This is a genomic window from Streptomyces sp. NPDC045678 (assembly GCF_056432085.1).
Genome location: NZ_JBWKJS010000014.1, coordinates 68948 through 92964 on the forward strand (window position 1 = coordinate 68948; position 24017 = coordinate 92964).

General features: G+C 72.5%; 22 protein-coding genes and 1 pseudogene. 11 read left to right on the forward strand and 12 right to left on the reverse strand.

Annotated elements, in window-relative coordinates; genetic code table 11:
• The first annotated feature begins 6 nt into the window (after positions 1–6).
• The 4 genes from AC07DO_RS37250 to AC07DO_RS37265 are packed head-to-tail and all read left to right on the forward strand — an operon-like array spanning position 7 to position 4095.
• Entirely contained in the window at positions 7–600 is a 594-nt protein-coding gene (locus AC07DO_RS37250) for a hypothetical protein (RefSeq protein WP_479066484.1), read from the forward strand.
• Positions 597–2075: a peptidoglycan-binding domain-containing protein gene (locus AC07DO_RS37255; protein ID WP_479066486.1), complete on the forward strand. Its 1479-nt coding sequence runs from the start codon at positions 597–599 to the stop codon at positions 2073–2075. The genes AC07DO_RS37250 and AC07DO_RS37255 overlap by 4 nt, the downstream gene beginning before the upstream one ends.
• Positions 2072–2848, forward strand: coding sequence for an ABC transporter ATP-binding protein (locus AC07DO_RS37260; RefSeq protein ID WP_479066488.1), 777 nt, complete (start codon positions 2072–2074; stop codon positions 2846–2848). The genes AC07DO_RS37255 and AC07DO_RS37260 overlap by 4 nt, the downstream gene beginning before the upstream one ends.
• Positions 2845–4095 (forward strand): ABC transporter permease, encoded by a 1251-nt coding sequence (locus AC07DO_RS37265; protein ID WP_479066490.1) that lies wholly within the window; start codon positions 2845–2847, stop codon positions 4093–4095. Before AC07DO_RS37260 ends, AC07DO_RS37265 begins: the two co-directional genes overlap by 4 nt.
• Before the next feature lie 257 nt (positions 4096–4352).
• Here AC07DO_RS37265 and AC07DO_RS37270 read toward each other — a convergent pair whose 3' ends face one another.
• The gene (locus AC07DO_RS37270; protein ID WP_479066492.1) at positions 4353–5357 is read right to left on the reverse strand and encodes an LLM class flavin-dependent oxidoreductase; all 1005 of its coding nucleotides are present in this window, start codon (positions 5355–5357) and stop codon (positions 4353–4355) included.
• Between the two features lie 79 nt (positions 5358–5436).
• Here AC07DO_RS37270 and AC07DO_RS37275 point away from each other — a divergent pair, with 79 nt between their 5' ends.
• Positions 5437–5946: a phosphatase domain-containing protein gene (locus tag AC07DO_RS37275; RefSeq protein ID WP_479066494.1), complete on the forward strand. Its 510-nt coding sequence runs from the start codon at positions 5437–5439 to the stop codon at positions 5944–5946.
• 12 nt (positions 5947–5958) lie between these two features.
• Here the strand turns inward: AC07DO_RS37275 and AC07DO_RS37280 are convergent, their stop codons facing one another.
• Positions 5959–6180, reverse strand: coding sequence for a dodecin (locus tag AC07DO_RS37280; RefSeq protein ID WP_150175059.1), 222 nt, complete (start codon positions 6178–6180; stop codon positions 5959–5961).
• 316 nt (positions 6181–6496) lie between these two features.
• On the opposite strand from AC07DO_RS37280, the gene AC07DO_RS37285 reads away from it, so the two are divergent.
• Positions 6497–7702: an extracellular solute-binding protein gene (locus AC07DO_RS37285; protein WP_479066669.1), complete on the forward strand. Its 1206-nt coding sequence runs from the start codon at positions 6497–6499 to the stop codon at positions 7700–7702.
• A gap of 50 nt (positions 7703–7752) precedes the next feature.
• On the opposite strand, the gene AC07DO_RS37290 is transcribed toward AC07DO_RS37285, so the two are convergent.
• On the reverse strand, positions 7753–8874 hold the full coding sequence (locus tag AC07DO_RS37290) for a serine hydrolase domain-containing protein (protein ID WP_479066496.1): 1122 nt from the start codon (positions 8872–8874) through the stop codon (positions 7753–7755).
• Positions 8875–9004: 130 nt separating this feature from the next.
• On the opposite strand from AC07DO_RS37290, the gene AC07DO_RS37295 reads away from it, so the two are divergent.
• Positions 9005–9637 carry a TetR/AcrR family transcriptional regulator gene (locus AC07DO_RS37295; protein ID WP_479066498.1) on the forward strand — a complete coding sequence of 211 codons (633 nt, stop codon included), beginning with the start codon at positions 9005–9007 and terminating at the stop codon, positions 9635–9637.
• A 397-nt stretch (positions 9638–10034) separates the two neighbouring features.
• On the opposite strand, the gene AC07DO_RS37300 is transcribed toward AC07DO_RS37295, so the two are convergent.
• The 6 genes from AC07DO_RS37300 to egtA all read right to left on the reverse strand — a co-directional run bounded on the left by AC07DO_RS37300 (position 10035) and on the right by egtA (position 15738).
• The gene (locus tag AC07DO_RS37300; protein ID WP_479066500.1) at positions 10035–10262 is read right to left on the reverse strand and encodes a hypothetical protein; all 228 of its coding nucleotides are present in this window, start codon (positions 10260–10262) and stop codon (positions 10035–10037) included.
• Positions 10263–10519: 257 nt separating this feature from the next.
• The gene (locus AC07DO_RS37305) at positions 10520–11257 is read right to left on the reverse strand and encodes an alpha/beta fold hydrolase (protein WP_479066502.1); all 738 of its coding nucleotides are present in this window, start codon (positions 11255–11257) and stop codon (positions 10520–10522) included.
• 71 nt (positions 11258–11328) lie between these two features.
• Entirely contained in the window at positions 11329–12291 is a 963-nt protein-coding gene (egtD, locus tag AC07DO_RS37310; RefSeq protein WP_479066504.1) for an L-histidine N(alpha)-methyltransferase, read from the reverse strand.
• Positions 12288–13043 carry an ergothioneine biosynthesis protein EgtC gene (egtC, locus tag AC07DO_RS37315; RefSeq protein WP_479066507.1) on the reverse strand — a complete coding sequence of 252 codons (756 nt, stop codon included), beginning with the start codon at positions 13041–13043 and terminating at the stop codon, positions 12288–12290. The genes egtD and egtC overlap by 4 nt, the downstream gene beginning before the upstream one ends.
• Complete coding sequence (egtB, locus tag AC07DO_RS37320) at positions 13043–14401, reverse strand: ergothioneine biosynthesis protein EgtB (protein WP_479066509.1); 1359 nt, start codon at positions 14399–14401, stop codon at positions 13043–13045. The genes egtC and egtB overlap by 1 nt, the downstream gene beginning before the upstream one ends.
• Positions 14398–15738, reverse strand: a complete 1341-nt coding sequence (gene egtA / locus AC07DO_RS37325; protein WP_479066511.1) for an ergothioneine biosynthesis glutamate--cysteine ligase EgtA — start codon at positions 15736–15738, stop codon at positions 14398–14400. Before egtA ends, egtB begins: the two co-directional genes overlap by 4 nt.
• Before the next feature lie 159 nt (positions 15739–15897).
• Between egtA and AC07DO_RS37330 the strand changes: the two genes are divergently transcribed.
• Positions 15898–16812, forward strand: coding sequence for a TIGR02452 family protein (locus tag AC07DO_RS37330; protein WP_479066513.1), 915 nt, complete (start codon positions 15898–15900; stop codon positions 16810–16812).
• Here AC07DO_RS37330 and AC07DO_RS37335 read toward each other — a convergent pair.
• Together AC07DO_RS37335 and AC07DO_RS37340 are read right to left on the reverse strand one after the other, a co-directional pair.
• A pseudogene (locus AC07DO_RS37335) lies at positions 16751–17023 on the reverse strand (hypothetical protein); the annotation flags it as partial. The gene AC07DO_RS37330 and the pseudogene AC07DO_RS37335 overlap by 62 nt on opposite strands.
• A complete protein-coding gene (locus tag AC07DO_RS37340; RefSeq protein WP_479066518.1) occupies positions 17011–18438 on the reverse strand; it encodes an amidase in 1428 nt (475 codons plus the stop codon). The pseudogene AC07DO_RS37335 and the gene AC07DO_RS37340, both read right to left, overlap by 13 nt.
• Positions 18439–18710: 272 nt before the next feature.
• Between AC07DO_RS37340 and AC07DO_RS37345 the strand changes: the two genes are divergently transcribed.
• A complete protein-coding gene (locus AC07DO_RS37345) occupies positions 18711–19745 on the forward strand; it encodes a LacI family DNA-binding transcriptional regulator (protein ID WP_479066520.1) in 1035 nt (344 codons plus the stop codon).
• A 39-nt stretch (positions 19746–19784) separates the two neighbouring features.
• On the opposite strand, the gene trxA is transcribed toward AC07DO_RS37345, so the two are convergent.
• Positions 19785–20171 (reverse strand): thioredoxin, encoded by a 387-nt coding sequence (gene trxA / locus AC07DO_RS37350; protein ID WP_479066522.1) that lies wholly within the window; start codon positions 20169–20171, stop codon positions 19785–19787.
• A gap of 164 nt (positions 20172–20335) precedes the next feature.
• Between trxA and AC07DO_RS37355 the strand changes: the two genes are divergently transcribed.
• Positions 20336–21760: a dihydrolipoyl dehydrogenase family protein gene (locus AC07DO_RS37355; RefSeq protein ID WP_479066524.1), complete on the forward strand. Its 1425-nt coding sequence runs from the start codon at positions 20336–20338 to the stop codon at positions 21758–21760.
• 96 nt (positions 21761–21856) lie between these two features.
• The gene (locus tag AC07DO_RS37360; RefSeq protein WP_479066526.1) at positions 21857–24016 is read left to right on the forward strand and encodes a nuclease-related domain-containing DEAD/DEAH box helicase; all 2160 of its coding nucleotides are present in this window, start codon (positions 21857–21859) and stop codon (positions 24014–24016) included.
• The last annotated feature ends 1 nt before the right edge of the window (position 24017 follow it).

The following is a 24017-nucleotide window of genomic DNA, read 5'->3' on the forward strand; positions in this document are numbered from 1 at the left end:
GGGTCCATGTTCACCTCACACAAGCGGTCATCCGCACGCAAGCGAGCCATCGCCCCCGCGCTCGTCGCGGCATCGGCCCTCGTCACCGGCGCCGTCCTCACGGGCTGCTCGGGGGACTCCTCCGCCGCCTCGTCGGACAAGGACTCGTCCGCGTCCCCGACCAGCCCCTTCGACCAGGGACTCGCGTACTCCAAGTGCATGCGCGAGAACGGAGCGCCCGACTACCCCGACCCGCAGCAGGACACCGGCGGTGTCCGGCTCACCCCCGGCGAGGGCGTCGATCCGAACTCCGAGTCGTTCAAGAAGGCCGAGGAGGCCTGCCGCGACAAGGCCCCGCAGGGCCTGGGCGGCGGCGGTGGCGGTGGCGCCGCCCTCGACTCGGGGAAGGTCTCGGCCTGGGCGAAGTGCCTGCGCGAGAACGGGCTCCCCAAGTTCCCCGACCCGGAGATCGAGGGCAGCAACATGAAGATCGACATCAACGGCACCGGCATCACCCCGGGCGGCCCGGAGTTCACCAAGGCCATGGGCGCCTGCCAGAGCAAGTACCCCGGCGGCGGCATGATGATGAACAACGGTCAAGGGGGAGGCGTCCCGCAGTGACGAGCCGCGACGAGACCGAAGCGCTGTCCGTGGGCGGCGAGCCGTCGGGCGCGCTGGAACGGCACAGCTCCGGTGAGGTGTCGACGAAGCGGCCCGGAGCAGTCGACACCGCCGAGGAACCCGGCCCGGACACCCGCCCGCAGACCCGCGACCTCGAGACGTCCCTGACCGCGGAGCCCGCCACCACGCTGGACACCGCGTCGGACGACGGCTCCGACGACGGTTCCGACGACGACGGGACGCCGGCCGGCAGCGAGCGCAGGCGCCGCCCGCTGCGCACCTCGCTGATCGCGCTCGCCGCGATCACCGTGGCCGCGGCGGCCGGCGTCGCCGCCACCGGCACCCTCGGCGGTGACGGCGGCGGCTCGGCAGGCTCCGCGCCCTCGGGCCCGCCGGCCACGGCGAAGGTGGCACGTACGACGCTCACCGACACCGAGACCGTCGACGGCAACCTCGGCTACGGCGACGCGACCACCGTGCAGGCACCGGCCTCGTCCTCCGGCACGGGCGAAGGACAGTCGGGCCAGGGCCAGTCCGGTCAAGGGCAGTCCGGCCAGTCGGGTGAAGGCTCCGCCGCCGCGGGGACCGCGGGCGACGGCATCGTCACCTGGGTGCCCGAGGAGGGCAGGAGGATCGAGCGCGGCGACACCGTCTACCGCGTCGACCAGCAGCGGATCCCTCTCCTGTACGGCTCGTTCCCGCTGTACCGCACCTTGCAGTCGGGCAGCGAGGGCGACGACGTCAAGATGCTGGAGAAGAACCTCCGCGCCCTCGGCTACACGGGGTTCACCGTCGACGACACGTACAACTCCGCGACCGCCGAGGCCGTCAAGGACTGGCAGGACGACCTGAACCGCGAGGAGACCGGCACCGTGGCCGCCGGGGACGCCGTGGTCGCCGACGGCGCGCGGCGCGTCGCCGACGTGAAGACCTCGCCCGGCGCCGCCCTGAGCGGCAGCGTCCTCTCCTGGACCGGCACCCAGCGGATCGTCGGCGTCGACCTGGACGTGCAGTTCGAGGACCTGGTCGAGAAGGGCACCAAGGTCACCGTCGAACTCCCCGACAACACCACCGTCCAGGCCGAGGTGACGGACATCGGGACGCCCTCCACCTCCCAGGGCGACGACTCCGCGGACGGCTCCGGCTCCGGCGATTCCGGTTCCGGTTCCGGTTCCGGGGACTCCGACGACAAGGCGACCCTGCCCGTCGAGCTGACGGTGAAGGACCAGAAGGGCCTCGGCCGCTACCAGGCCGCCGCCGTCCAGGTCACGCTGAAGGCCGAGTCCCGCAAGGACGTCCTCGTCGTCCCCGTGAGCGCCCTGGTGGCGCAGCGCGGCGGAGGCTACGCGGTGGAGGTCGTCACCGCGGACGGCACCGAGTACCGCCCGGTCAAGCTCGGCATGTTCGCCGACAGCAAGGTCGAGGTGTCCGGCAAGGGCATCACGGAAGGCACCGTCGTGGGGGTCCCCAAGTGACCCCGTCCACCCCCGAGCTCCCCGCCGCCCGCTCCACGGACCGGCCCGTGGTCGAGCTCACGGGCGTCTCCAAGACGTACGAGGGCGTCGCCGCCCTGCGCGGCGCCGACCTGGTCATCCGGCGCGGTGAACTCCTCGCCATCGTCGGCCCCTCGGGGTCCGGCAAGTCCACGATGCTCAACATCATGGGCACCCTGGACCGCCCGTCGGCGGGCCGCGTCCGCATCAACGGGCACGACGTGGCGGACCTGACCGACCGTGAACTGTCCGCGCTGCGCGCCGACACGATCGGCTTCGTCTTCCAACAGTTCCACCTGGCCTTCGGCGTACCGGCGCTGGACAGCGTCGCGGACGGACTGCTCTACAGCGGCATGCCGCGCGGCGAGCGCCGCCGCCTCGCCGAGCGGGCGCTGCGCAGGGTCGGCCTCGGCCACCGCCTTTACCATCAGCCGCACCAGTTGTCCGGCGGTGAGAAACAGCGCGTGGCCATCGCCCGCGCGGTGCTCGGCGACCCGCCGCTGCTGCTCGCCGACGAACCGACCGGCGCGCTCGACTCACGGTCGGGAGCCGTCGTCATCGAACTGCTCCACGAGCTGCACGAGGCCGGGACGACCGTCGTGGTCATCACCCACGACCGGGACATCGCCGCGACCCTGCCCCGCGAGGTGCGCCTCAAGGACGGCCGCATCGAGCACGACTCGCTCGCCGAGGACGGCAGCCCCGCCACCCTCGTGTCCCAGGACGCCCTCGTGCCCGAGGAGGCCGTGCGATGACCGCGATCAAGGAGCTGGAGCGCGCCGCGGCCCCCGAGCCGCCCGAGCCCCCGCGGCGGCCGAAGCCCGCCCGGATGAACCCCGCGGACGTGCTGCGGGTCGGCGGCTCCGGGCTGCGCTCCCGCCCGATGCGGGTGTTCCTCTCGGCGCTCGGCATCGCCATCGGCATCGCCGCCATGGTCGGCGTGGTCGGCATCTCGACCTCCTCCACCGAGGACCTCAACCGCAGGCTGCAGGACCTGGGCACCAACCTCCTGACGGTGACCCCGGGGCAGAACTTCAGCGGCGGCGAGGCCCATCTGCCGGTCGGATCGGTCGACATGATCGCGGCCATGGACGACGTCGAATCGGTCTCCGCCCTCGGCAAGACCGGCGCCAAGGTCTACCGCAGCGACTACACGCCCGTGGAGGAGACCGGCGGCCTCAACGTGTCGGCGGCCCGCACGGACCTGCCGAAGTCGGTCGGCGCGGAGATCGTCGACGGCCGCTGGCTCAACGCCGCCAACAGCCGCTACCCGGCGGTTGTGCTGGGTCCCAAGGCCGCCGAGCAACTCGGCGTGCACCGGGCGGGGGACGACGTGAAGGTCTGGATCGGCGGCCGCTGGTTCACCGTCGTCGGCCTGCTCGCCCCCAACGAACTCGTGCCCTCCCTGGACTCGTCGGCCCTCGTGGGCTGGTCCGTGGCGGAGAGCGAACTGGACTTCGACGGGTCACCGACCACCATCTTCACGCGGGCCGACGAGTCGTCCGTCAACGACGTGCAGGAAGTACTCGGCGCCACCACCAACCCCGAGAGCCCCAACGAGGCCAACGTCTCCCGGCCCTCGGACGCACTGGCCGCCAAGGAAGCCACCGACGACACCCTCAGCGGACTGCTGCTCGGTCTCGGCGGAGTGGCCCTGCTCGTGGGTGGCGTCGGCGTCGCCAACACCATGGTCATCTCCGTCCTGGAACGGCGCTCCGAGATCGGCCTGCGCCGCTCGCTCGGTGCCACCCGCGGCCAGATCCGCACCCAGTTCCTGGCCGAGGCCCTGCTCCTGTCCGCCCTCGGCGGGGTCGGCGGCGTCCTGCTCGGCATCGCCGTCACCGGCGGCTACGCCTCCTACCAGGGCTGGCCCTCCGTCGTCCCCGTCTGGGCGATGGCCGGCGGCGTCGGCGCCACGCTCGTCATCGGCGGTCTCGCCGGCTTCTACCCGGCGGTACGGGCGGCACGACTGCCTCCGACCGAGGCCCTGGCGACCACATGAGACGCGACGACATGAGACGCGACCACACGAGACGGGACCACATGAGACGCGACCTCACAGACGCGACCGCATGACACCGCCGCCACCCGTCTGAAGACCGTCCGCGAGGCCCCCGGGAAGGGCCTCAGGGACCGCGGTGCTCCTGCTGGAGCCATCCCCCGTGCCCCAGGCGCACCGCGCCCGTCCGCGCCGCCACCGGGCCGATCCCGGAACGCGACGCGGGCGGGACCCGGCGCTGTCCGGCCACGATCGGGCGGTCAGGCCGTCAGCCGCGCCACCCGCGCCAGCCGCCGGAACGAGTCGAGAAGCCCCGCCCGGTCGTACGTACTCGTCGTGACCAGCACCTCCTGCGCGCCGCTCTCCTTGATCACCCGCTCCAGCTCGTCGGCCACCTGCTCCTCCGTGCCGTGCACATGGCCGGTCAGCCCCGACTCGTGGAAGCCGCGCTCCTTCTCCGTCATGGCCAGGGACTCCACACGCTCGGCCGGCAGCAGTGGCGGGAACGTGCCGTGCGTGCGCGAGTACGCCATCGACCAGGCCTCAGGCACGAGCAGCCGCCGCGCCGCCTGCTGGCTCTCCGCCACGGCGATGCTGCCCGCGATCATGACGTACGGCTCCGCGAGCCACGGCGAGGGACGGAAGCCGCTCCGGTACCGCTCGATGCCGCGCAGCATCTTCTCGCGGCCCCGGATGTCCCCGATGACCAGCGGAAGGCCCGCGTCGGCGGCGATCGTCGCGCCCTCGCCCACCGCAAGCACGTACGGCGGGACGGTCAGACCCTCGGCGGGCCGGGCCCGCACCCCCGTCCCCGACGTGCCGCGGAACCAGTCGAGCAGTTCACCGAGTTGCGTCGCGAAGTCCGCCGCGTCGTGTTTGTCGCGCCCCAGCGCCCTGCGCACCCCGTCGGTGAAGCCGACCGACCGGCCGAGCCCCATGTCGATCCGGCCGGGGAAGAGGGCTTCGAGCACCCCGAACTGCTCGGCCACCACCAGCGACTGATGGTTCGGCAGCATCACACCGCCCGTGCCGACCCGGATGGTGCGGGTGGCCGCCGCGACGGCCGAGGCGAGGACGGTGGGCGCCGAGCCCGCGACGCCCGGCACTCCGTGGTGTTCTGAGACCCAGAAGCGATGGAATCCGAGCGCTTCGACGTCCTGGGCCAGGCGCACGGTGTCGCGCAGCGCCTCGGGTCCGTCGTGCCCCTCACGGGTGCGCGATCGGTCGAGGACGGAGAACCGGGTTGCCGCGATCACTGAGCTCACACAGGGTTCAACGCGTGCGGCCCGCCAGGATTCCCGGCCCGCCGCGCGGATCCGCTCCGGACGCTCCTACGCTGTCGATGTGACGGAAGACAACGGATCTCGCACGGACCACAGCAGGCCTCTTGCCGTGTTCGACCTCGACGGCACCCTCGCGGACACCGCGCACCGGCAGCGCTTCCTGGAGCGCGCGCCCCGCGACTGGGACGCCTTCTTCGCCGCGGCGCCCCAGGACCCGCCGCTGGCCCGCGGCATCGAGCTGGCCCTGGCGAGCGTGGCGGAGTGCGAGGTCGTCTATCTGACCGGCCGCCCCGAGCGCTGCCGCGCCGACACGGTGGACTGGCTGGCACGCCAGGGGCTGCCGGACGGACGGATCTGGATGCGCCGCGACAACGACCGGCGCCCCGCACGCCGCACCAAACTGGAGATCCTCCAGGAGATCGCCCGGAAGCGGACCGTCCGCATGCTCGTGGACGACGACGAGCTGGTCTGTGCCGAGGCGGAACGCGCCGGCTTCACCGTCGTCCGCGTGACCTGGGCGAACACCCCGGAGACCCTGAAGGACGCCCAGGAACGCGAGGGCCGTACCTGAACGCCCCGGGGCTCATACCTCCGCGTCGTCCTCCAGGCGGAAGCCGACCTTCAGGCCGACCTGGTAGTGCTGGATCTCGCCGTCCAGGATGTGGCCGCGCACCTGCGTGACCTCGAACCAGTCCAGCGAGCGGAGCGTCTGCGAGGCCCGCGCGATGCCGTTGCGGATCGCCTGGTCGACGCCCTCGTGCGAGGTGCCGACGATCTCGGTGACACGGTACGTGTGGTTCGACATGAGGATGTTCCTCCGGGCCGTCGGGTGGGGCCGTACGGCGCGCTGCCGCACGGCCCCGAGAAGTGCCGTCACTCCACCGTGCCCCAGTCGCTCCCGTGGCGCGAGACGGCGTGCGAGACGACGTACCCCCTTGACCAGCTCATTGGTACGGACCAAAATCCAGCCAGTACCCGTTCGAGCAGCGTGCTCACCCCCCGCGTCGGGCTGACCTTCCCCTGTCCGCAGGCAGAAAGTGACCCACGTGAGACCGCACCACCGTGCCGCCGTGTCCCTGGCACTCGCCCTTTCCTCCACCGTCCTGGTCGCCGGGTGCGGCATGCTGCCGGGCGGTGACGACACCAGGACCGTCACGGTCTGGCTGATGAAAGACAGCGCATCCCCGGAGTTCGTCGAGCGCTTCACCGCGGACTTCGAGAAGGAGCACGACGACATCGAGCTGGACGTCCGCATCCAGGAATGGACCGGCATCGGCGCCAAGGTGAAGAAGGCGCTCAAGGAGGAGGGCGGCGACGGCCCCGAGGTCATCGAGGTCGGCAACACCCAGGTCGCGCAGTACGTCGACGAGGGCGGCCTGTACGACCTGACCCTGGAGTCCGCACGCGACCTCGGTATGGACGACTGGCTGCCCGGCCTCGCCGAGCCCGGCCGCTACCGCGGAGCCCAGTACGGCATCCCCTGGTACGCCGCCAACCGCGTCGTCATCTACAACAAGGACCTGTTCGCGGCGGCAGGCATCAAGACCCCGCCCCGCACCCGCGCGGAGTGGCTCGAGGCCACGGAGAAGCTCAACGCCGGCGGCAAGCAGGGCATCTACCTCGCGGGCCAGGACTGGTACACCCTCTCCGGCTTCATCTGGGACGAGGGCGGCGAACTCGCCAAGGAGACCAAGGAGTCCTCCGGCGACTGGCGCGGCACGCTGCACACGCCCGAGGCGCTGCGCGGCATGGAGTTCTACCGGCAGCTTCAGGCGCTCGGCGAGGGTCCGCGCGACGCCGACGAGGAACACCCGTCGCAGGCCGGGGTGTTCGCCGGCGGCAATGTGGCGCAGATCGTCGCGGTGCCCGGCGCGGCCCGCGCCATCGAGGAGAAGAACCCCGAACTCAAGGGCAAGCTCGGCTACTTCCCGATCCCGGGCAAGAAGGCCGGCAAGCCCGCCGCCGTCTTCACCGGCGGCTCCGACCTCGTGGTGCCCGAGCACAGCGACGACCACAAGGGCGCGGTCGAGGTGATCGAGGCGCTGGCGGGCAAGAAGTGGCAGACCGATCTGGCGCGGACGATGAACTACGTCCCGAACAAGGCGAAGCTGGCCCCGGCGGTGGCCGACGAGGAGGGCGCGGCGGCGATGGCCGTCGGCGCCGCGAACGGCCGGGCGACCCCCAACTCCCCGCGCTGGGCGGAGGTCGAGGCGGACAACCCGATCAAGGGATACATGACGAGAGTCCTGACCGGCGGCGACCCGGCGACCGAGGCCCGCAAGGCATCGGCCCGGATCACCAGGGCACTGGACGTCGGCGGCCTGTGACCGACGCACGACCACCCGCAGCTGTCCCTACTGCCTGACGTCGAGGGGATCTACCCGGACCTTTCGCAGTAACCCTGCTGGAAGGCAGCCCAGAAGTCGTCGTCGATCCCGGTGTCGGCGAACGAGTTCCAGTTGGTGTGGGCGACGAGTTGGCCGCGCCCGTCGCGGCTGTTGAGGGCGAAGGTCAGGTACCCCAGTGCGCTGCCGCCGTGGCCGTACGCACGGCCGCAGCCGGTGGCGTAGACGTAGACCCCCAGGCCGTAGGCGACAGCGGGCGGGGCGCTGCCGGTGGTGGGGACGGTGTCGGTGAGCATCCGGCGGAGCAGGTCCGGGGGCAGGAGACGTCCTTGCAGCAGGGCCCGGTAGAAGCGTGCGACGTCGGCCGCAGTTGTCACGAGGGCGCCCGATGCGCCGGCCTCGGACGGGCTGAACGCGGTGACGTCGAACCGGGTCGGGTCCGGCGCGTTCGGCAGCAGGAGCGAGACGTCCGCGTAGCCGTGCACATGGGCTCCGTCGATGGCGGTCCGTGCCAGCGGGTACGAGGTGCCGCGCAGCCCCAGGGGGGCGAAGATGCGGCGTTCGAGATTGGTGCGCAGGTCGCGGTCGGTGGTCCGTTCGACGATCAGGTCGAGCAGCAGGTAGTTGGTGTTGGAGTACCGGAACCGGGTGCCGGGAGTCGGGAAGTACCGGGGTCGGGCAAGACCGATGCTGATCAGCTGGTCGCGGGGCCAGTACTGGTCAAGCCCGCGGAAGTGGGGAAGCAGCCCGTCGATGTAGTCGTACAGCCCGCTCGTGTGGTTGAGCAGTTGGCGGATGGTTATGTCCGCACCGGACAGTGCGTTGCCGGTGCGGACCTGGTCGGGCAGCAGGCTCTGCACGGTGTCGTCGAGTCGCAGCCGGTGCTCGGCGACGAGTTGCAGGACGACCGTCGCGGTGAAGGTCTTCGTGACGCTCCCGGCGCGGAACTTCAGGTCCGGTGCCATCGGCGTACCGGTGGAACGGTCGGCGACGCCGGCCGCGCCGAAGCGGTCGTCCGAGCCGCGTCGGGCGAGCAGGAAAGCGCCCGGGTTGGGGTTCGGGTCGGCCACCACCTGGTCGACCAGGGCCTGCAGGGCCGGGTCACGGTGGCTGTCGGCCGCCTGTCCGTCACCGGCCTGGTCCGCACCGGCCATACGGGGTGACAACAGCAGAGCAAGAGCAAGTCCTGCGCCTAACAAGCGCATTGAGCGTCGCCGGGTCATCGCAAGGGCCTCTCCGGTAGCAATATAGGCGTACGGTTATAGCACGCGGTACCGTCTGCACGTGCCGAGAGTTGCCGACCATGACGCCCGACAGGGCCAGATCACCGACGCCGTCCAACGCCTGGTCGTACGGGACGGCCTCACCGCCGTGACCGTCGCGCGGACCGCCGCGGAAGCGGGCGTGTCCGTCGGCCTGGTGCAGCACTACTTCACGGCGAAGGACGAGATGCTGCTGGCCACGTTCACCCGCGTCAACGGGCGTTTCACCGCACGAGTGGACGAGGTGGTGAACCGGGGCGAGGCCGAGGGTCGCACCATCGCCGAGATGCTCCGGCAGGCGCTGGCCGAGCTCATGCCGCTGGACGACGCCCGCCGAGCCGAGTTCCTGGTCCGTCTCGCCTTTGCGGGCCAAGCCGCGCACAACGCCGACCTGGCCGCCGTCCAGAGAGAGACCCTCGTGGGTATCCGCTCACGCGTAGCGCAGGCCATCAGAAATGGCACAGTATGCGGCGAGGTCGCTCAGGGGATCGACGCGACGGACCAGGCCCTGCACATCGTTGCGTTCGCCGAAGGACTCGCCCTGCACCTGCACATCGACCCCGAGGGCGCACCAGAACCGGCGATGCTCGCCGCGCTGGACGACCGGATCGGCCGCGTATTCACCGGAACCTGCCGACACGCGGAGCTCGGTTAGAGATCCGCTCCGGAGTTCGGTGAGGTGCACCCGATTGCGGGAGTACGAGGCGAGGGCTCTCCGGGTACCTATGACGGGGCCTGCTCGCCAGGAGCTGCCTGTGAATGAGAGGACGTCCTGTGTACCGGAAAACTCTTGTCGCCCTGTCGCTGGCGGCGGTCGCCGTTCTCGGCACGGCCGCCTCGGCCACGGCTGAAGTGTCCGTGAAGAGCACGAATGCCGCGGTAGAGCCTCCGCCGGTGTCCAACGTGCCCCCGATCAAGATTCCCGACCTGCCCGGCCCTCTCAAAATCGTGTCGGACCTCCTGAACTAGGACGAGAAGGGCCGCACCCGGCAAGGGTGCGGCCCTTCTGGCCCGGTTGCGCTCCTCGGCCCTCGGGCGGGGGCCTGCCGCCTCTAGTAGACGGGCGTGAGGTACCACTGCTTCTCGGGGTTCATGTTGTCGCAGTGGTAGCCCTTGACGACGCCCTTGGCCTGCAGGTCGTGGCCCCACGCGGTGCACGTCTCGAAGTTGGCCATCTTGATCGGCGCCCCTTCGGCCGCCTGCGCGCTGACGGTGGTGACTCCGGCGACGGCGGCGATGCCGACCATGACGACGGCGGCCTTCGCGAGCTTCCTGCGCATGTGTCTCTCCTCTGTACGGTCCACCACCCGACTGCGGGACGAGCGGCTTGGTAGGGCCACGGCACTAGTACCGGTACCGGTACCGGTATCGGTCAAGGTGCTACGTGTAGGGGGCATGCGTTTGTGGCCGCTGCTCCCCGGCTCCACAACAGGACAGCACGGCGCGCATTTGCGATCAACAATTCCCTGATCCCTGTTACGTGCCCCTTACAAAGATCCACTGTGTGCGTGATGACCCGCGTGCGTGAGTGAGGGCGTCAGTTCCCGCTCGCGCGCAGGAAGGTGTCGAGCCGGTCGGCGAAGCCCGGGGCCGCAGCGACGAAGTGTCCGGCGCCCCGGTGTACGGTGCGCTCGCCGCCGAGTGCGACCGCGAGGGCGTCGCAGATCCGCTCGTGCGCGGGCGCGTGGCCTCCCGACGCGACGAGCACCGGGACGCGGGCCCGGCGGATGACGCCGAGCCGTGGACGCGCCCGGCTGGTCAGCCGGGCTCCGTGGGCCCGACGGACGCCCGCGACCACGCCACCCGGGAGCGGGCCGTCGTCGACGGAGGCGCCCGCGAGGCGCAGGAACTCCCGCAGCTCGGCGGGGTCCGTGTCCATTCCGTGGGTGAGGACCGCGTCGCCGAGACGCTCGAGCCGCGCCACGTCGGGATCGTCCGGGGCGAGGAAGGCGAGGGGCGGCTCGATCAGGGTGAGCGAGCGCACGCTGCCCGGCGCGGCCGCGGCCGCCGCCAACGCCCCGAGGGTGCCGTAGGAGTGGGCGACGACGTGCGGGCGGCCGACGAGCAGCGGCGCCAGGTCCAGGGCGTCCACCTCGTAGTCCTGACCTGCCCGTGGCGCCGGACTCGGCGGATAGCCGCGCCGGTGGACGTACGCCAGGGTCCATCGGTCAGCCAGGGCGGACAGGCCGCCCCACGTCGTCCGCGGGCCGGCGCCCCCGTGCACGAGCAGAACCTCCGGACCCGAACCGGCCCGCACCACCACGACTTCGTCCACGGGGCGAGAGCATAACGATGCGCGCCGCCCCGTGGCCGGGTGAGTGGAGAGCCATCAGAGGGCGGCCCCCGCTAAGCCACCGTGCTCAGCGAGAGAGCGAACCGCCCCCTCTCGTCCGTCCACCAGTGCGCCAGCTCAAGACCGGCGGCGGCCAGTTCGGAACGTACCCCGTCCTCGCGGAACTTCGCCGAGATCTCCGTGCGGAGCTCCTCGCCCGCGACGAAGTCGACCGCGAGGTCGAGTGCGTGGAGCTTCACCGTCTGGTCGGCCGTGGAGCGCAGCCGCATCTCGATCCACTCGTGCTCGCGGTCCCAGACGGCCACGTGCTCGAACGCGTCCGGATCGAAGTCCCCTGCCAGCTCGCGGTTGATGACCGTCAGGACGTTCTTGTTGAACGCGGCCGTCACGCCCGTCCCGTCGTCGTACGCGGAGACGAGGACCGACTCGTCCTTGACCAGGTCCGTGCCGAGGAGCAGCGCGTCGCAGGGGGAGAGGAGGTCGCGTACGGAGCAGAGGAACGCGGTGCGTTCGGCGGGCAGCAGATTGCCGATCGTGCCGCCGAGGAAGGCGACCAGGCGCGGCCCGGGTGTGCCGGGCAGCGCGAGGCCGCGGGTGAAGTCGGCGATCAGGGCGTGCACGTCGAGCGAGGGCCGCTGCGCGAGCAGGGTGTTCGCGGCGCCGGTCAGCGCGCTCTCGCTCACGTCCACGGGGACGTAGGTGTGCAGGGACTCCATGGCGTCGATGAGGTGCCGGGTCTTCTCCGAGGAGCCCGAGCCCAGCTCGATCAGCGTGCGCGCACCGGTGATCTCGGCGATCAGGCCGGCCCGGGTGACGAGGATCTCGCGTTCGGCGCGGGTGGGGTAGTACTCGGGAAGAGTGGCGATCTCCTCGAACAGGGCGCTGCCGCGCGCGTCGTAGAACCACTTGGGCGGCAGCGTCTTCGGGGTACGGGTGAGGCCCTGGAGGACGTCGGCGCGCAGGGCGGCGCCCGTGGCGTCCTCGGGCAGGGTGCGGGTCAGCAGGAACGGGCTCACGCGGGGGGCTCCTTGAGCGGGGTCAGCAGTACGTCGGTGCGGCTGGCGGCGAGCAGGGTGCGGTCGGGCACCTCGCGCCAGTGCGGGTCGTCGTCGTAGGGCTCGGAGGCCACGACGGTGCGGCGGTCGGGTTCCGCGAGGTACCAGAGGGTGTCGCCCCAGGCGGTCGCGGCGATCGTGTCGCCGTTGGTGAGCAGGAGGTTGAGGCGGGAACCGGGTGCGGCCTCCGCGACCTCCAGGACGGTGTCCGCGAGGGCCTGCGCCTCTTCGTTGCCGCGGCGCAGCCGGTTCAGGACGAGCGCCCACACCAATGCGGAGTCGCAGCGCGCCTCCATCGAGAGCAGGTCGGCCGGGGGCAGGTCCTGCGCGAGCGGGGCGAGGGAGCGGGGCCAGCCGGTGATCGCGCCGTTGTGGCTGAACAGCCACGGCCCGGCGGCGAAGGGGGCCGCCGCGGCCTCCCCGTCCGCACCCGAAAGCGTCGCGTCGCGCACCGCGCCGAGCACCGCCCCGGAGCGCACGACCCGCGCCAGATCGGCGAACGAGCCGTCGCCCCAGATGGGACCGGAACGGCGGTAGCGGGCGGGCGCGGGGTCCCCTTCGGCGTACCAGCCCACGCCGAAACCGTCGGCGTTGACGGTGCCGTAGCGCTGCATCCGGGGCGCCCACGACTGCCGGAACAGGCTGTGTGCGGGCGCCACGAGGAGACTCCCCAACGGCTCCGGCGGTCCGAGGAAAGCCAAGTGACGGCACATCAGGCGGGCCCCGGCGTCGGCGTCTCGGTGGGTCCGGCGTCCCGCGCGGTGCGGAACCCCGCGAAGATCTGCCGCCGCACCGGATGGTCCCAGTTGCGGAACGTGCCGCGGCAGGCCACCTCGTCGACGGAGAACGCGCCGCCGCGCAACACCTTGTAGTCGCCGCCGAAGAACACGTCCGAGTACTCGCGGTAGGGGAAGGCGGCGAAGCCCGGATAGGGCAGGAAGTCGCCGGACGTCCACTCCCACACGTCACCGATCAACTGGCGTACTCCGAGCGGCGATTCACCCGCGGGGTAGCTCCCGGCGGGCGCGGGGCGCAGGTGCCGCTGGCCCAGGTTGGCGCGCTCCGGCGTGGGGTCCGCGTCGCCCCACGGGTAGCGCGTCGACCGGTCGGTCACCGGGTCGTACCGTGCGGCCTTCTCCCACTCCTCCTCGCTGGGCAGGCGCCGGCCCGCCCAGCGCGCGTACGCGTCGGCCTCGTACCAGCTGACGTGCAGCACCGGCTCGTCGGCCGGCACCGGCTCGACCGTCCCGAAGCGCCGCCGCAGCCACTGCCCGCCCTCGCGCCGCCAGAACAGCGGCGCGCACAGGTTGTGACGGCGGACCATCGCCCAGCCCGCCGGGTCCCACCAGTGCATCCGCTCGTAGCCGCCGTCCTCGATGAAGCGCTGGTACGCGCCGTTCGTCACCGGAGTCGTGTCGATGAAGAACGGCGGGACGAGGCGGTGGTGCGCCGGACGTTCGTTGTCGAGGGCCCACGGCTCCGTGGACGTCCCCATCGTGAACGGGCCGCCGGGGACGAGGACTTCCGCCGGCCCGGTGAACGGCTCACCGGCCGGCGGGTCGGGAGCGGTCAGGGCGGTCTGCCCCGACCGCAGCTGGTGTGTGATCAGCATCGTCTCGTCATGCTGCTGCTCGTGCTGCGCGATCATCCCGAAGGCGAAGCCCGCGTCGGTGAGCGGTGTGCCGCGGAACGGCGTTCTCTCCAGCACGTCGAGCGCGCGGCCCCGCACCTCGGCCGCGTAGCCGCGGGCCTCCGCGGGCGCGAGCAGCGGCAGGCTCGGACGTTCGGCGCGGGGATGCTCGAAGGCGTCGTACAGCGGATCGATCTCGGGCCGCATGGCCTCGCGCCCCGCGACCGCGCGCAGCAGCCACTGCTCCTCCTGGTTGCCGATGTGCGCCAGGTCCCAGACCAGCGGCGACATCAAAGGCGAGTGCTGCGCGGCCAGTTCGGCGTCCTCCACGCAGGAGGTGAGGAGCGTCGTACGTTCCCGGGCGGCGAGGAGCGCGCTCAGGGCGCGCTCCCGCAGGGCTTCCGGGTCGGTCGCTTCCGGGTCGATGGTGGAGCCGGTCATCGGCGGACATCCTTCCCAGGTGTGTCGTGGGGGGTGGGGTCGTCGCGCACCGCGTCCAGCAGGTCGTCGGCGGGACAGCGGCCCCGCGCGACGTACTGTGCGGCGTACGTCGCCACGGCGTCCCGCACGGACGCCTCGGCGCCGAGCCGGGGCAGCGCGTCGAGGGCGGCGGCGAAGCACGCCGCGGCGGCCTCGCGCAGTTCCGGGTCGGCGAGGCCGTGACGTGCCGCGTCCAGCCAGAGCGGATTGTGCGGCGCGGCGGTCGAACCCGGCGGCCCGTACCGCTCGGCCAGCGGCTTCACGGCACGGTAGGCGGTCTCGGCGGCCCCGGGATCGTCGAACAGGGCGCTCGTCACGGCCAGCGGCACGATCCAGCCGTCATCGCCGGGCTGGGCGTCGACCATGCGCAGCTCCAGGTGCCCGCGCGGGCGCACCGGAGGGAACAGCGTGGTCAGGTGGTATACGAGATCCTCCCGGGTGGGTCTGCGGGACGCGCCCGCGCGGGCCCACGCCCGGAAGCTCATCCCTTCCGGAACGCTCCACGGACCTTCGCCGGGCCCTCTCCTGACGCACATGACCGGCGCGTCCAGAGCGTGTCTGGTCCAGGTCTCGCGCGGCTCCCCGTCCAGCGGCGGGGCGCCGGATCTGCCGGGCTCGATGCCCGCCCACACGGCCTGCCGGGTCGAGCGCCAGCCGGTGGGGCGGCCGTCCTGCAGCGGTGAGTTGGCGAACGCGGCGACCAGGACGGGTCCGAGCAGGTGCGCCAGGCGCCAGCGGCGCGCGTAGCCGAGCGGGCCCGGCTCCTCGTATCCGGCGTCGAGGCAGATCTGCACGGACGCCGTCGAGCACATCATGCGGCGGCCGGCGGGGCCGCCGCGGTCGAGGCACGACTCCAGCGCGTCGTAGCGGGGCTCGCGCAGGATCCGCGACGGCGGGCGCCACGGGTCGGCGCCGAACCCGCTGAGAGTGAGGCGGTGGGGACGTAACGCGTCGCGTACGACGACGAGATCGGCCTCCATGGCCGAGATGCACTCCGTCAGCGAATCGGCGGGAAGCGAGCTGAGCTCCAGCTGGCCGCCGGGTTCGACGGTGACGGACGAGTGCAGGGGCAGGGCCCGCAGTGCGGCATAGGCCGCTTCGAGGCGGGCGGCGGGTACGGGCAGGTGGGGCAGGCCCGGTTCGTGGACGAGCCATTCCAGTTCGACCCCGATGGTGCGGGGTGGCCCTGTCTTGAAGCAGATGCCACGAACCAGTGCTTCCACTTCGGCTTCCGACACCGTGTCACGAGCCGTTGTGCGGCCCGCCGTGCGGTGTTTCCTACAGTCTCCCTCAGGCATGCGGGGATCCTTCCATCCGGTGCTGCTCGTCACACCCAAAACCCTTGAGGGCGTCCGCACAAGAGTGCCCCTCAGGCCGTTCACGTACCCGGAATTTCTGTTGCGCCGCCCGACGCACGCGGCTCACCATGCGTTCATGAACGACACGGGGGCGTGGTCATGAGCGCCCGGCTGCGCGGACAGGCGCAGGAGACCGAGCGGATCGTCGCCGCGGGGGCATACGTGACCCAGGGCGGCCGCGAGACGCTGATCGCCGACGTGGTGGCCGCGGCACGCGCCGGCACGCGCATGTTCGGCCCGGACCCGGTCGAGGCGCCGCCCCGCGAGCGCGTGGAGCACACACGCTTCGAGGTCACCGGCGAGAGCAGCCTGGAGGCGGCCCGCAGACTGACCGCCGAGAGGTCCCCGCGGCCGGACGCCTCCCGAGCCGCGGTGCTGAACTTCTCCTCGGCGCGCAACCCCGGCGGGGGCTATCTGAACGGCGCCCAGGCACAGGAGGAGGCGCTGTGCCGCGCCTCCGCGCTGTACACCTGCCTGCTCGAAGTCCCCGGGTTCTACGCCCACCACCGCGCCGACCGCGACCCCTTCTACAGCGACCGCGTGATCCATTCACCGGCTGTTCCCGTCTTCCGGGACGACCGCGGCAGGCTCCTCGACGAGGCGTACACCGTCGGCTTCCTCACCTCCGCGGCACCGAACGCCGGGGTGATCCGCCGCACGGCACCGGAGCGCGCCCCCGGCATCGGGCAGGCTCTGGCCGCGCGCGCCGAGCGCGTCCTGGAGACGGCGGCCGCGTGCGGCTACCGCCGCCTGGTGCTCGGCGCCTGGGGCTGCGGCGTGTTCATGAACGGCCCCGCGCAGGTGGCGGGGGCCTTCCGGGCCCTGCTCGGCGACGGCGGCCGCTTCGCCGGACAGTTCACGCACGTCGTCTTCGGAGTGCTCGACCGGTCGAAGGACGCGGTGACGCGCGGCACGTTCGAGACGGAGTTCGCGGACCTGAGCACAGGCCACCTCAGCGTCGGCCGTACCGCTCCTCCAGATGGAGCACGACCAGACGGAGCACGACGAGGTTGAACCGCATGCGGTCCAGCGCGCGGCTCTTACGCCGCATCCCGCGCTCGTGCACGCGCAGCACCCGGTCGACGTCCACCCAGGCGTCACGCCCTGCCCGGTCCCACGGCCCGCTCCCGATCGGCACCCACTCCCCGCCGTCCGTAAGACACGGGCCACCGCGCGGCCCGTGCGGTCGGCGCGGTCGGCGCGACACCGTGCTCAGGAGACCGCCGCGTCCGGCAGGGGCGCGGGCCACCGCTCGTGCCAGCGCCGGTCCGCCTCCAACTGCGCCGCCAGGGAGACCAGAAGCGGCTCGCTTCCCGCCGGCCCGAGCAGCTGGGCACCGACGGGCAGCCCGCCCGGGGTGTGCCCCGCGGGCACGTTGACGCCCGGCCAGCCGAGGACGTTCCACGGCCACGCGTAGGGGCAGGCGGCGATCATGGCCCGGTCGGTCCGCCAGCCGTTCATCGCGGCGAGCGTGCCGATGCGGGGCGGCGGCGCGGCCGTCGTCGGGGCGATCACCACGTCGTACGTAGAGAAGATCGCTCCCACCCGGTGGTGCAGCACGGCCTCCGCGCGGCGGGCGAGCCGCAGCGGGGCGCCGCCCAACAGCCGCCCCATGCGGGCCGCTTCCCGCGTCCGCCGGTCCAGGAGGGAGACGTCGGGCACCTGCCGGGCCCACTCGGCGATGCCCGCCGTCGCGCGCGGCACGAACGCCAGACCGACCTGGCCGTAGCGCGGATCGGCCGCCGCGACGTCGTGGCCCAGCGCGGCGAGCCGCGCGGCGAGGGCGACCACCCGGTCGCGCACCACGGGATGCAGCTGCTTGGGCGTCGCCGTGAACGGCATCCGCAGGGAGAGCGCGATCCGCAGCCGGCCCGGATCGCGGGTCGCGGCCTCCGCGGCCCGAATGCCGGGCGGCCGGTGGAGGTCGCCCGCGTGGCTGCCGCTCGCCGCGTCGAGGAGCAGCGCCGCGTCCGCGACCGTCCTCGCCAGCGGACCGTTGACGGTGATGCCCTGGAACGCCTCCGGCCACGGCCAGGTCGATATCCGCCCGCGCTGCGGCTTGATCCCCACGAGGTGGGTCCAGGCGGCCGGTATCCGCACCGAGCCCGCGCCGTCCGAGCCCAGCGCGGCGGGGACGAGCCCCGCCGCGACGGCGGCCGCGGACCCGCCCGACGATCCGCCCGGTGTATGCCCGATGCCCCACGGGTTGCGGGTTTCCCCAAACCCGGGCCCCTCCGTGAACGGCCACTGGCCCAGCTCGCACGTGTTGGTCTTGCCGACGATCACGGCCCCGGCGGCCCGCAGCCTGCGCACGGCCTCCGAGTCCGCCGTCGCCGGCGGAAAGTCGCCCCTGCACCCGAACGCGGTCGGCTCACCCGTCACGTCCATGTCGTCCTTCACCGCAAGCGGCACCCCGAGCAGCGGCCGCCCGGGACCCGCCCCGCCCGCGGCGAGCCGCCGGTCGGCGGCGTCGGCCTCGGCGAGCGCGGCCTCCGCGCGCACCAGCTTGAAGGCGTTCAGGACGGGCTGCGCGGCCTCGATCCTGGCCAGCGTCCGCTCGGTCAGCGCACGCGAGGTCACGTCTCCGTCGGCCAGCGCGCGGGCGGTGCGCGCCAGCCCTTCGGCACGGTCGGCAGTCATGTGGGGGACACCTTCGCTCGACGACGGGTGCCCGAACGTTAACCGGCGAGTAGCTTGCCGGGGAACGGCACCACCGCGAAGCGAACCGTGCCGACGGAGACCGCACGCCGGACCGACGCGGATCGAGCGCCGGACCAACGCGGCACGAGGGAAGGGGAGTTCGCGCCGGACGCCCGCGCCACGCACCGGCACCACGCGCCCGCGCCCGCACCGGTCGGCTCCACCGCCCGCCTCAAGCGCCCCCGGCGCCGTCTGCAAGGATTGGTCCTGCCATGGTGCAGATACCGAAGCAGCAGCCCGCACAGCGCTCCGTGCCGACGAGCGCCGACGTCGCCCGCCTGGCGGGGGTCTCCCGCGCGACCGTCTCCTACGTCCTCAACAACACCAGCGCCGTCCGGATCAGCGAGCCCACCCGCCGCCGCGTCCACGAAGCGGCCAGGGAACTCGGCTACGTCCCGCACGCCGCCGCCCGCAGCCTCCGCGCCGGACACAGCCGCATGGTCCTCATGCCGACGCCGGAGATCCCGATGGGCCCGCTCTTCAGCCAGTTCTTCAACGAACTGCAGTGGGCGCTCAGCAGGTTCGACTACACCGTCGTCCAGTACGCCAGCCTCGGCCTGACCGGCGAGGACGCGGCCCGCGCCTGGGCCGAGCTGCGCCCCGTCGCCGTCCTCGCACCCGACGCCTCCGCGCTCAACCCGCGCGGTGTGACGGTCCTGAAGCGGTCCGGCGCCAAGGCGGTCTTCACACTCGGCCCGCACCGCGTCGAGGGCGCGCACGCCCTGCTCATGGACGGCCGCAGGGTCGGCGAGGCGGCGGCCCTGCACTTCCTGGCCCGCGGCCGGCGCACCATCGGCGTCGTCGTGCCCGAGGAAGAGGGCCTCGAGCCCTTCTGGGAGCCCCGCGTCGAAGGGGTCCGTCAGACGGTGGAGCGGGCACGCACCGCCGGCGCCTCGGTCACCGAGCTGCCCCTCGCCTACGAGGAGGCGTCCGCCGCCCGGCTCGCCGCGCGCTGCCGCGCCCGGGGAATCGACGCAGTCTTCGCCTACAACGACGAGTACGCGATGCTCCTGATGCGCGCGCTGCAGGACGAGGGCATCGACATACCCGAGGACATCGCCGTGCTCGGCTCGGACGACCTGATGCTGGGCAAACTGCTGCGCCCCCGCCTCAGCACCGTCCGCATAGAGCTGCCGTCGGGCCGCGGCCTGGCCGAACTGGTCGACCGCGTGGTGCGCGACCCGGGCGCGGAACCCGAGGTGCACGACGTCCTCGGAGCGGACGTCGTGCACCGCGAGTCCAGCTAGCCCACAGCCCCTGATACTCCCGGTTTCACTGCTCCGGTCCTACTGCTCCGGCTGGCCCTGCTGCTTGGCCTGCTCCTCGGCGACCTGGCGGCGGACCTCGTCCATGTCCAGGTTCCGGGCCTGCCCGATGACGTCGGTGAGCGCGGTCTCGGGCAGCGCGCCCGGCTGGGAGAACACCGCCACCTGGTCGCGGACGATCATCAGCGTCGGGATGGACTGGATGTTGAAGGCCTGGGCCAGCTCCGGCTGGGCCTCCGTGTCGACCTTGGCGAAGACCAGGTCGGGGTTGGCCTCGGCCGCCTTCTCGTAGACGGGGGCGAACTGCTTGCAGGGCCCGCACCACTCCGCCCAGAAGTCGATCAGGACAAAACCGTTGTCCGTGACCGTCTGGTCGAAGTTCTCCTTGGTGAGCTCCACAGTGCTCATGGTGTGTCCCTACTTCCTTTTGGGGCGTGGCCGCTGTGCACAACGGCCGATCGTGCGGACGTATTCCGCCTGGTCGCACGCGCGGAAGGTGCCGCGCGCGCAGGGGCGTGTCCGGCGCGCGTACCCGTGTGGCCACGGCGCACACCTGCCGACACACTGTCCTCATGACGGATGCCATCACGTACGACGTAGTAGTCATCGGAGCCGGCCCTGTGGGGGAGAACGTGGCGGACCGCGCCCGCGCCGCGGGACTCAGCGCCGCGATCGTGGAGAGCGAGCTCGTAGGGGGCGAGTGCTCCTACTGGGCCTGCATGCCCAGCAAGGCCCTGCTGCGCCCCGTCATCGCCCGGGCCGACGCCCGCCGCGTCCCCGGCCTGCGCGATTCCGTGCAGGGCGCACTGGACGTCTCGGCGGTCCTCGCGCACCGCGACGACTACACCTCGCACTGGAAGGACGACGGCCAGGTCGGCTGGCTGGAAGGGGTCGGCGTCGACCTGTACCGGGGCCACGGCCGCATTGCGGGCCCCCGCGAGGTCACGGTCACCGGCACGGACGGCACCGCGCACACGCTCCGGGCCCGTCACGCCGTCGCCGTCTGCACCGGCACCCGCGCGGCCCTGCCCGACCTGCCGGGCCTCGCCGACGTCAAGCCGTGGACCAGCCGCGAGGCCACCAGCGCCGACCACGCACCCGGCCGGCTGCTGGTGGTCGGCGGCGGTGTCGTCGCCGTCGAGATGGCGACCGCGTGGCAGGCACTCGGGTCGCGGGTCACGGTCCTGGTACGCGGCGGGGGCCTGCTGCCCCGCATGGAGCCGTTCGCCGGGGAGCTGGTGCGGGAGGCGCTCACCGAGGCGGGCGCCGAGGTCCGCTCCGGCGTCTCGGTTACCGCGGTGCGGCGCGAGGACAGCGTGGTGACGGCGACCCTGGACGACGGCTCCACCCTCCAGGCCGACGAGATCCTCTTCGCCACGGGCCGGGCCCCGCGCACCGACGACATCGGCCTGGAGACGGTCGGCCTGGAGCCGGGCTCCTACCTGAAGGTCGACGACAGCCTCCGCGTCGAGGGCAGCGACTGGCTCTACGCGGTCGGCGACGCCAACCACCGCGCGCTCCTCACCCACCAGGGCAAGTACCAGGCCCGCATCGCCGGAGCCGCCATCGCCGCCCGCGCCCAGGGCGTCCCGCTCCTGGAGACCGACCGCTGGGGCGCCCACGCCGCCACCGCCGACCACGCCGCCGTCCCGCAGGTCGTCTTCACCGACCCCGAGGCGGCCTCCGCGGGCCTGACCCTCGCAGAGGCCGAAGCAGCGGGCCACCGCGTCCGCGCCGTCGACTACGACATGTCCGGAGTGGCGGGCGCCGGTCTCTACGCCGACGGCTACCGCGGCCGCGCCCGCATGATCGTCGACCTGGACCGCGAGATCCTCCTCGGCGTCACCTTCGTCGGCCCCGGAGTGGGCGAACTCATCCACTCGGCGACGATGGCGGTCGCCGGTGAGATCCCCCTGAGCCGCCTGTGGCACGTGGTCCCCGCGTACCCGACGATCAGCGAGGTGTGGCTCCGGCTGCTCGAGACGTACAGGGGCTGAGGACCGCCCAGGGGCTGCGGCGTACCGCGCGCACCCTGCCGTACCGGTAGCGGATCGTCCTATGATCGCTACTCCGCGTACGAGGGGGGTACTCGCATGACGGCAGGCGGGTCGGCGTCGCGTCGGGCGCAGGACGCGCGACGCCAGGAGCGGCTGCTGCGGGAGCAGTGGCAGGCGGCCCGCCGCCAGGCGCTCTGCTGGGAGGCGGCGAGCGAGGGCGAGCAGCGCGTCGCCGCCCAGCTGCTGGTCCTGACCGAGCGCGGGTGGCGGCTGCTCGTGGACCGGCGCTGGCCGGGCACCCGCAGCGCCAACGTCGACATGCTGCTCGTGGGGCCGGGCGGTGTCTTCGTCATCGACGTCAAGAACTGGCGGTCCGCGCCGGAGGTGCGGGACGGCACACTCCGCGCCGGCGGTGAGCCGCGCGACGACCACGCCGCCAAGCTCCTCGCCGTCACGAAGGCCGCCGAGAGCGCGGTGGCATCCCTCGGCATGTCCCCGGTCGCCGTCCAGCCGCTCATGGTCTTCGCGGGACGGCGCGTGGACGCCGGGCTCGGCAGGATCAGGCTCCTCGGCGAGCACGAGGTCGGACGCGCGCTGCTCGCGGAGCCCCGTCGGCTCCGCGCGGAGTCGGTCCGTGCCATGGCCGACCACCTGGAGCGCGTCTTCCCCGAGTACGAGGACTCGGCGGTGGGGCAACCTCGGACACCGGTCCCCGCCCCGCGTCAACCCGCCGAACCCGACGGCCTGTTCGACCTCGAAGGCCTGCGGGACGCGGCGCTGGAAGAAGCCCTGCACGCCCCGATCGAACAGTGGATGACGTTCCTCCACCCCGACCAGGTCGCGCTGGTCCGCCGCAACTGGTCGGGACCGGCCCGCATCAGCGGCCCCGCAGGCACCGGCAAGACGGTCGTCGCCCTGCACCGTGCCGCCCACCTCGCCCGCCGCACCAACGGCCGCATCCTGTACGTCACCTACGCCAACAACCTGCCCCGGGTCCAGGGCACCTTCCTCAGAACCATGTCCCCGTCGATCGCGGACAAGGTCGACTTCAGCAGCCTGCACGCCTGGGCACGGGAATTCCTGCGGGCGCGCGACGTCCAGGTACGGCTGCACAAGGAGAAGGCCCGGACGGCGTTCAGCCTCGCCTGGGCCCACGTGGGCCGCGCCGGCCGGCTGATGGAGATCGACCCGACGCCGCTCTACTGGCAGCAGGAGATCGACTACGTCATCAAGGGCCGCGGCATCACCACGTTCGACGCGTACGCGAACGTGCCGCGCCGCCGCCGCAGAACGGTCCTGCGGCGACCGCACCGGCAGGCCGTGTGGGAGCTCTACGAGGCGTACGAGTCCTTGCTCGTCGAGAAGGGCGTGCACGATTTCAACGACGTGCTGTCCCTCGCCCTGGCGGAGGCGGTGCGCGGCGCCGAGCGACCGCCCTGCTCGGCGGTGATCGTGGACGAGGTCCAGGACCTCACCCTGGTCGGCGTGCGCCTGCTGCACACGCTGGTGGGCGACGCGCCCAACGCACTGCTCCTCGTCGGCGACGGCCAGCAGGCCGTCTACCCCGGCGGCTTCCGCCTGTCCGACGCGGGCATCGACATCCGCGGCGACCGCGGACAGGTGCTGCGCACCAACTACCGCAACAGCAAGCAGATCCTCGACGCGGCCCTCGACGTCGTCGCCGACGACGCGTTCGACGACATCGACGGGCTGCGCACCCTCGGCCGCAGAGACGTCGACCTCACCTACCACGACGGGCAGGTCGTCCGCGTCTCGAAGCCGACCGCGGCCGAACACGACCAGGCGCTCCTGGCCGCCCTGCGCGAGCTGACCACGGCCGAACGCGCCGACACCGCCGTACTGTGCCCCTCGGTCCGCGCCATCGCCGACTACCAACGCCTGCTCACCCGCGCGGGAATCCCGGTCTGCATGCTGGAGCACTACGACGGACACCCGGTCGACGCCGTCAAACTCGGCAGCTATCGCAGAGCGAAGGGCCTCGAGTTCAAACGGGTGTACCTGCCCCGGCACGACGCCGCCCTCGGACCCGTGGCGCCGACCGGCGGCCCCGTCGCACCACGGCCCCCCGACACGGCCGAGGAACACGAAGAGCTGCGCCGAAGCCAGCTGTTCGTGGCGATGACGAGGGCCCGTGACGTGCTGTGGCTGGGCAGCGTCGAGGACCGACACGAGGGAGAGGGCGGCAGGCCCGGTGCGGCAGATGCGGCGAGCAGGACAGGCGGGGCCGCCGAATAGG

What these genes read in the sequence shown, in the direction of transcription:
- AC07DO_RS37250 (WP_479066484.1), top strand. Translation starts at nt 7, where the DNA reads ATGTTCACCTCACACAAGCGGTCATCCGCACGCAAGCGAGCCATCGCC.
- AC07DO_RS37265 (WP_479066490.1), top strand. Translation starts at nt 2,845, where the DNA reads ATGACCGCGATCAAGGAGCTGGAGCGCGCCGCGGCCCCCGAGCCGCCC.
- AC07DO_RS37280 (WP_150175059.1), bottom strand. Translation starts at nt 6,180, where the DNA reads ATGTCGAACCACACGTACCGTGTCACCGAGATCGTCGGCACCTCGCAC.
- AC07DO_RS37285 (WP_479066669.1), top strand. Translation starts at nt 6,497, where the DNA reads ATGCTGCCGGGCGGTGACGACACCAGGACCGTCACGGTCTGGCTGATG.
- AC07DO_RS37290 (WP_479066496.1), bottom strand. Translation starts at nt 8,874, where the DNA reads ATGGCCGGTGCGGACCAGGCCGGTGACGGACAGGCGGCCGACAGCCAC.
- AC07DO_RS37300 (WP_479066500.1), bottom strand. Translation starts at nt 10,262, where the DNA reads ATGCGCAGGAAGCTCGCGAAGGCCGCCGTCGTCATGGTCGGCATCGCC.
- egtC (WP_479066507.1), bottom strand. Translation starts at nt 13,043, where the DNA reads ATGTGCCGTCACTTGGCTTTCCTCGGACCGCCGGAGCCGTTGGGGAGT.
- egtB (WP_479066509.1), bottom strand. Translation starts at nt 14,401, where the DNA reads ATGACCGGCTCCACCATCGACCCGGAAGCGACCGACCCGGAAGCCCTG.
- egtA (WP_479066511.1), bottom strand. Translation starts at nt 15,738, where the DNA reads ATGCCTGAGGGAGACTGTAGGAAACACCGCACGGCGGGCCGCACAACG.
- AC07DO_RS37330 (WP_479066513.1), top strand. Translation starts at nt 15,898, where the DNA reads ATGAGCGCCCGGCTGCGCGGACAGGCGCAGGAGACCGAGCGGATCGTC.
- AC07DO_RS37340 (WP_479066518.1), bottom strand. Translation starts at nt 18,438, where the DNA reads ATGACTGCCGACCGTGCCGAAGGGCTGGCGCGCACCGCCCGCGCGCTG.
- AC07DO_RS37345 (WP_479066520.1), top strand. Translation starts at nt 18,711, where the DNA reads ATGGTGCAGATACCGAAGCAGCAGCCCGCACAGCGCTCCGTGCCGACG.
- trxA (WP_479066522.1), bottom strand. Translation starts at nt 20,171, where the DNA reads ATGAGCACTGTGGAGCTCACCAAGGAGAACTTCGACCAGACGGTCACG.
- AC07DO_RS37355 (WP_479066524.1), top strand. Translation starts at nt 20,336, where the DNA reads ATGACGGATGCCATCACGTACGACGTAGTAGTCATCGGAGCCGGCCCT.
- AC07DO_RS37360 (WP_479066526.1), top strand. Translation starts at nt 21,857, where the DNA reads ATGACGGCAGGCGGGTCGGCGTCGCGTCGGGCGCAGGACGCGCGACGC.